Annotated in this window: 6 protein-coding genes; 4 read left to right on the plus strand and 2 right to left on the minus strand. The window is 74.0% G+C overall.

Annotation, left to right across the window (positions count from 1 at the left end; translation table 11 throughout):
* On the minus strand, positions 1 to 302 hold a 302-nt coding region (locus tag VR45_RS37540; RefSeq protein WP_045944428.1), incomplete at its 3' end, for a DUF664 domain-containing protein.
* A gap of 207 nt (positions 303 to 509) precedes the next feature.
* Between VR45_RS37540 and VR45_RS37545 the strand changes: the two genes are divergently transcribed.
* On the plus strand, positions 510 to 1,388 hold the full coding sequence (locus VR45_RS37545) for a TauD/TfdA family dioxygenase (RefSeq protein ID WP_045944429.1): 879 nt from the start codon (positions 510 to 512) through the stop codon (positions 1,386 to 1,388).
* Positions 1,389 to 1,409: 21 nt separating this feature from the next.
* Here the strand turns inward: VR45_RS37545 and VR45_RS37550 are convergent, their stop codons facing one another.
* Positions 1,410 to 1,964, minus strand: coding sequence for a cupin domain-containing protein (locus VR45_RS37550; RefSeq protein WP_078897354.1), 555 nt, complete (start codon positions 1,962 to 1,964; stop codon positions 1,410 to 1,412).
* 221 nt (positions 1,965 to 2,185) lie between these two features.
* Between VR45_RS37550 and VR45_RS37555 the strand changes: the two genes are divergently transcribed.
* The 3 genes from VR45_RS37555 to VR45_RS37565 form a co-directional block, all read left to right on the plus strand.
* A complete protein-coding gene (locus VR45_RS37555) occupies positions 2,186 to 2,605 on the plus strand; it encodes an Rrf2 family transcriptional regulator (protein ID WP_045944430.1) in 420 nt (139 codons plus the stop codon).
* Positions 2,606 to 2,670: 65 nt separating this feature from the next.
* Positions 2,671 to 3,552 (plus strand): DsbA family protein, encoded by an 882-nt coding sequence (locus tag VR45_RS37560; protein ID WP_234326554.1) that lies wholly within the window; start codon positions 2,671 to 2,673, stop codon positions 3,550 to 3,552.
* Between the two features lie 590 nt (positions 3,553 to 4,142).
* On the plus strand, positions 4,143 to 5,629 hold a 1,487-nt coding region (locus VR45_RS37565; protein ID WP_045944431.1), incomplete at its 3' end, for an ABC transporter substrate-binding protein.

Raw genomic sequence — 5,629 nt, forward strand, 5'->3', positions numbered from 1 at the left:
CAGGTGCGCCGACAGAACCCGATGATCTGATCGCGCGTCTCGTCCTCGGTCGCCCACAGATCGCTGCCGTCGTAGTCCTGCCACCGGGGCAGCGGTTCCGGGGAAGGGCGTTCGAAGACCTCGCCGAAGTACCTGGCCTCGACGGTGGCCATGTGTTTGACCAGGCCGAGGAGGTTGGTCCCGGTCGCTGTCAGAGGTCGGCGGGCGTCGTACTCGGACAGGCCGTCGAGTTTCCAGAGCAGCGCCTCGCGGTCCCGCCGCAGTCTCCCGTGCAGGTTGTCCTTCGCGAATTCATCGATCATGCGGCACGAGCCTGCCATGGACTGCTCGTGGTCTCAAGATCCCTTACGTGGTCCGCGACGACCGGCCGGTGGCCGTCGGGGCGGGTTTTCGTCCCGGGGGGCGGGGAAGAAGTTCTCGGGACTCCCGCTCGTACGGCTGGTGGATGTGGCTGTCCGGACGGCACTCCGCTCGGACCGCGCGCCACCCGGCAGGGAAGGGGAGCACTGATGACGGGACGTGCCGAAGGGCCGGGGCCCCGGGCCTGGACCCCCGACACCCTGGACGAGCAGGACTGGGTCGTTCCCTGGTCGCCGAGCCCGCCGGGCGGACCGCAGGACGCCGCCGATCCGGTCGCCCGCGTCGCCCACGGCCTGCGCCACGGCCCGGGTCTGGCCCTGGTGCGCGGCCTGGAGCTGGACGGGCTCGGCGATGCGGAGTGCGCCGAGCTGTGCCGGAGCTTCGCCGCGCGGCTCGGCACGGTGCTGCCGCTTCCGGCGGGCCCGGCGGCGGACGACCTGCTCACCGCCGAGACCGCGCCTGCGGTCCACCGCTCCGCCGCCGACCGTGCCACGGAGCGGGAAGGGGACGCCAGGACGCTCGACCCGCACACCGACCGGTCGCACCGTCCCGAGTCGCCGTGGCTGCTGGGACTGTTGTGCATCCGCCCGGCCCGGGCCGGTGGTGAGTCGCTGCTCGTCAGCGCCCGCGCCGTCCACGACCGTCTCGCGGAGCAGGACCCGTCCGCGCTGCAGCACCTGTACCAGGACTTCCACTTCGGGCGCGGACCGGACTTCGACCGCATCTCCCCCGTGTTCCAGCAGCGCCGCCACGGCCTGCACGTCCAGTACAACCGCTACTGGATCGAGCGCGGCCAGCAGGAGACCGGCCGGCCGTTCCCACCGGGCCGGCAGGCGGCGCTGGACACCCTCCACGGGGTGCTCACCGACCCCGGGATGGTCCTGCGCGTGCCGTTGCGCCGGGGCGATCTGCTGCTCCTGGACAACACGGCCGTCCTGCACGGGCGGACCGGGTTCGACGATCCCGCCGGTCCGGGAGAGCGGCGCTGTCTGGCCCGGGTCTGGGCGGACCGGCCCGCAGGCCGCTGAGGAACAGAGGCAGGTGCGGGGTCAGCCGCCGTCGCCGAGGGCGTAGAGGCCGGGGAGGTTGACCACGACGGCTTCCTGGGTGCTGCGGGCGATGACGACCACCGCCTCCTCGTCCGGGTCCGGGTTCTCCTCGCGGTGCGGGACGAACGGCGGGACGAAGATGTAGTCGCCCGGACCCGTACGCAGGCGGACCTCCTCCGGCGTGCCGGACGAGTCGTCGACGAAGACGAACTCGGGGTGCCCGCTGACCACGTGGATCGCGGTCTCGGACTCGCCGTGGTGGTGGTCGGAGGAGGCGGTCGCGGGGGCGACGTGGGTCTGTCCCATCCAGAGCTTCTCCGAGCCGACCGTCCGTCCGCTGATCGCGGCGAAGCGCCGCATCCCGCCGGTCTGGGCGGTGCCGTCGTCGAGTTCACCGGCGCGGATGTGGTGCAGCCGGGCCCGCAGGGCGGTGCCGGCGGGAGCGTCCGTGCCGTGCAGGTGCGGGTGGAAGCCGGTGCCCGCCTCCGTGACGACGGCCGCCCCCTCACCGGCGGGTGAAGGGGTGTGCGGGTGGGAGTGGGATTCGGCGGACATGGTGCTCCTGGGTCGGGCGGGCAGTAGGGCAGTAGCGGTAGGGGCGGCGTATCCCGGTGCCTCCCCCGGCCTCCCCCGGCCGCGCCCGACGCCCCGGGGTGTCACCGGACGCTAGGCCCGGCGGCAAAAGGATGTCAAGAGGTGTCTTTTCCCGCCCGCCGGTCCCGCCCGTGGCGGACAAGGGACTTGAGCATCGCTCCGCCGGGGGGATACTCGGGTGCATGCACATATCCGCCAAGGCCGACTACGCCGCCCGGGCTCTGGTCGAGCTCGCCTGCGACACGTCGCGCCCACTCACCTGCGAGGCCATCGCCGCCTCCCAGGGCATCCCGTTCCGGTTCCTCAAGTCCGTGGTGGGCGAACTGCGGCGAGCCGGGCTGGTCCGCAGCCAGCGCGGCTGCGAGGGCGGCTACTGGCTCGGCCGGACGGCCGAGGAGATCACCCTGCTGGACGTGGTGCGCGCGGTGGACGGCGAGGTGATCACGCTGCGCGGCGAGCCGCTGGCCGGACTCGACTACCCGGGCCCCGCGCACGGCCTGCCGTCGGTCTGGCGCAGCGTCGAGGAGCGTGCCGCGGAGATCCTCTCGGGTACGACGGTGGCCCAACTGGTGCGCTCCGGCGACCGGGTGGCGACCGCGTGAGCGGGGACGGGGACGAAGCCCCAGCCGAGGCCGGGGGCGGGGGCGGGGCCAGTGCGGTCGAGGTCGTGGAGTACACCGACCCGATGTGCCCGTGGTCCTGGGCCGCCGAGCCGAGGATGCGGGCGCTGCTGCGCGAGACGGAGGGCTTCTGCCGGCACCGGAGGGTCTTCGGGGTCCTGTTCGACGAGGACGAGGAGCCCGCGCCGGACCCGGCCGCCGAGACGGCCTGGTACTCCGGGTACGTCGAGCGGATCACCGACCACGCGGGCGCGCCGCGGGCCGCCCGGCTGGGCTGGGTGGCGGCGAGCAGCTGGCCGTCCTCGCTGGCGGCGGCCGCCGCCGAGGCGCAGGGCCCGCTGGTCGCCGACCGGGTGCTGCGCCGGCTGCGGGAGAGCGTGTTCGTCCTGGGCGAGCCCGCCGACACCCCCGAGCGCGTGCTCGCGGCTGTGGCCGGGGTGCCCGGCCTCGACGAGCCGCGGCTGCGGACCGATCTGGCCTCCGCGGCCGTCCGCGAACGGGTGCGCCGCGACCGCGCCGAGGCCCGGCGGCCGCTGCCGGAGGTGATCGGGCTGCGCGGGGACGGACCCCACCCGGGGGCGGCGAAGGAGACCGATGACGGCGGCCACCGGTACGCGCTGCCGACCGTGGTGTTCACCGGGCCGGGCGGGAGCCGGGTGGTGCCGGGGTGGCGGAGCGCGGACGAGTACCGGAGCGCGCTGGCCGCCGTCTCCTCCGCGCCGCTGCCGCCGGCGGACCGCGTTCCCACCGCCGAGGAGCTGTTGGAGCGGTACCGGAGCCTCACCGGTCCCGAGCTGGCCGGAACGACCGGAGGGCTGCCGCCCGGTGCCCGGCGGGTGCCGACCGCGAACGGGGACGTCGTCCTCCACCCGCAGGAGCGCTCCGGCCCGGCCGTCGTGGCGGCCCACCGCTCCCCCGCCGGCGGCTGAGGACCCGTGCCTCCCAACGGGACGAAGACGTCACACGGCGCCGCCCCGCGCTCGGCGCACCGGCCGGATCCCGCCGGTACAACGGCGCTCCGTGGACGTCGCAAAGGTGCCGCGTGAACGGCACATTGAGGGCGTGTTGCGGCAGCCGCCGAAGCAAAGGGACACCTTTTGGTGTCCATTGACAGCAGGCCGCTGACCTGGCCAGGATGAGTCCATGACCTCCACGCACCCCCTCCCGGTGCGCCGCTGGACGAGTCACCGACGCACCAGCAGCACCCACTGTTGTTGACCGCGTCCGGACCTGGCGGCCACGACGCCGCCTCGCCCCGGCCCGCCCGGGCGTTCCCGGCCTCCCGACCCCTCCCCCGGCCGACCGCCACCCCCTGTGCCTCCCACGCGTCTCCCGGCCCTCGGCACCGCCCGTCGGGCCCGTCCGCGCCGACCGTCGCGCGCTCTCCCGGCCCCGCCTCCCCGCGCCGTTGCTCCGCCCACCGTCCTGCCCCGATCCCGCGCTCCGTGCCCTTGCCCGCGTCCTTGCCCGCGCCCGAAGCCGGAACTGCCGCGCACCCTCCGAAAGGTGACCGACCGTCATGACCAGCTCCTCCAACGACCGCCCACTGCTCGGCAGACGCTCCCTGCTCGGCCTCGGCCTGGGCCTCGGCGCCTCGTTCGCCCTCGCCGCGTGCGGCGACCCCGGGCAGGCCGGGACGGGCGGGTCCGCCACCGGCGGAACCCTCAAGTGGGGCTGGGCGCTGCCGACTTCGTGGGATCCGGTGTTCTCCTCGGCGGGCTGGGACGTCCACTCCCTGTCGCTGGTCTACGCGGGCCTCACCAAGCTCGACGAACAGGGCACCGCCGTACCGGCTTTGGCCTCGGCCTGGAAGTTCGGCGCCGACGGCACCTCGGTCACCTTCACCCTGCGCCCCGGACTGACGTTCTCCGACGGCACCCCGCTGGACGCCGCGGCCGTCAAGAAGAGCCTGGACCGCGGGCGCACCGAGGCCAAGTCCCTGGTCGCCCCGCAGCTCACCAGTGTCCGCGAGGTGTCCGCACCCGACCCGCAGACCGTGCTGCTCGAACTCTCCCGGCCCGACTACCAGATCCCCAACCTGCTGGCCGGCAAGACCGGCATGATCGTCAACCCGACCGGCATGATCGTCAACCCGAAGGCCTTCGAGTCGGACGCCGCCGGGCTGGCCACCCGCCCGGCGGGCGCCGGGCCGTTCACCCTCACCTCCTACACCCAGAACGCCAAGGCCGTGCTGCGGCGCAACCCCGCCTACTGGGACGCGACCGCGATCAAGCTGGAGAACTTCGAGGTCCATCCGCTGCCGGACGCCGCCACCGTGGTCGCCGGGCTCCAGTCCGGACAGTTCGACGTGGCCCAGATCCCGGGCAGCCAGGTGGCTGCGGCGAAGGCGGCGGGCCTGGAGGTCCAGGTGATCCCGTCCCTGGTGGTGGCGGTGCTGGACGTCAACGTCGAGAAGGCGCCGTTCGACAACCCCAAGGTGGTCGAGGCGCTCAAGTTCGCGATCGACCGGGAGGCCCTGCTCAAGACCCAGCTGTTCGGCTACGGCGAGGTCAACCACCAGCCGTTCCCCAAGGGTTACGTCGGTTACGACCCCGCCTCGGCCGACCTCTACCGGTACGACCCGGCCAAGGCGCGCGCGCTGCTCACCGAGGCCGGCCACCCCGACGGCGTCGACCTCACCCTGACCACCACGGCCGCGCAGGGACTGCCCGAGCAGCTCCAGGCGCAGCTGAAGGAGGTCGGCATCCGGGCCACCATCGACGTGGTCCCGGCGGCGCAGGCCACCCAGATCGTCTACATCCAGCACGCCAAGGCCCTGTTCACCGACCAGTTCGCGGGCCGCGACTCCGCCGCGCAGGCCTTCCAGGTGCTGTTCGGCGAGCAGGGCCTGATGAACCCGGGCCGGCGCACCCCGCCGGAGCTGGCCGCCGCCGTCGAGCAGGTCTCGCGCACCCCGCTGGACTCGCCGGAGTACCCGAAGGTCCTCCGGGCGGCGACCGCGCTCGCGGTGCGCACGATGCCCAACACCTTCCTCTACAGCGTCCC

Source organism: Streptomyces sp. NRRL S-495 (assembly GCF_000966955.1).
GTDB lineage: Bacteria > Actinomycetota > Actinomycetes > Streptomycetales > Streptomycetaceae > Kitasatospora > Kitasatospora purpeofusca.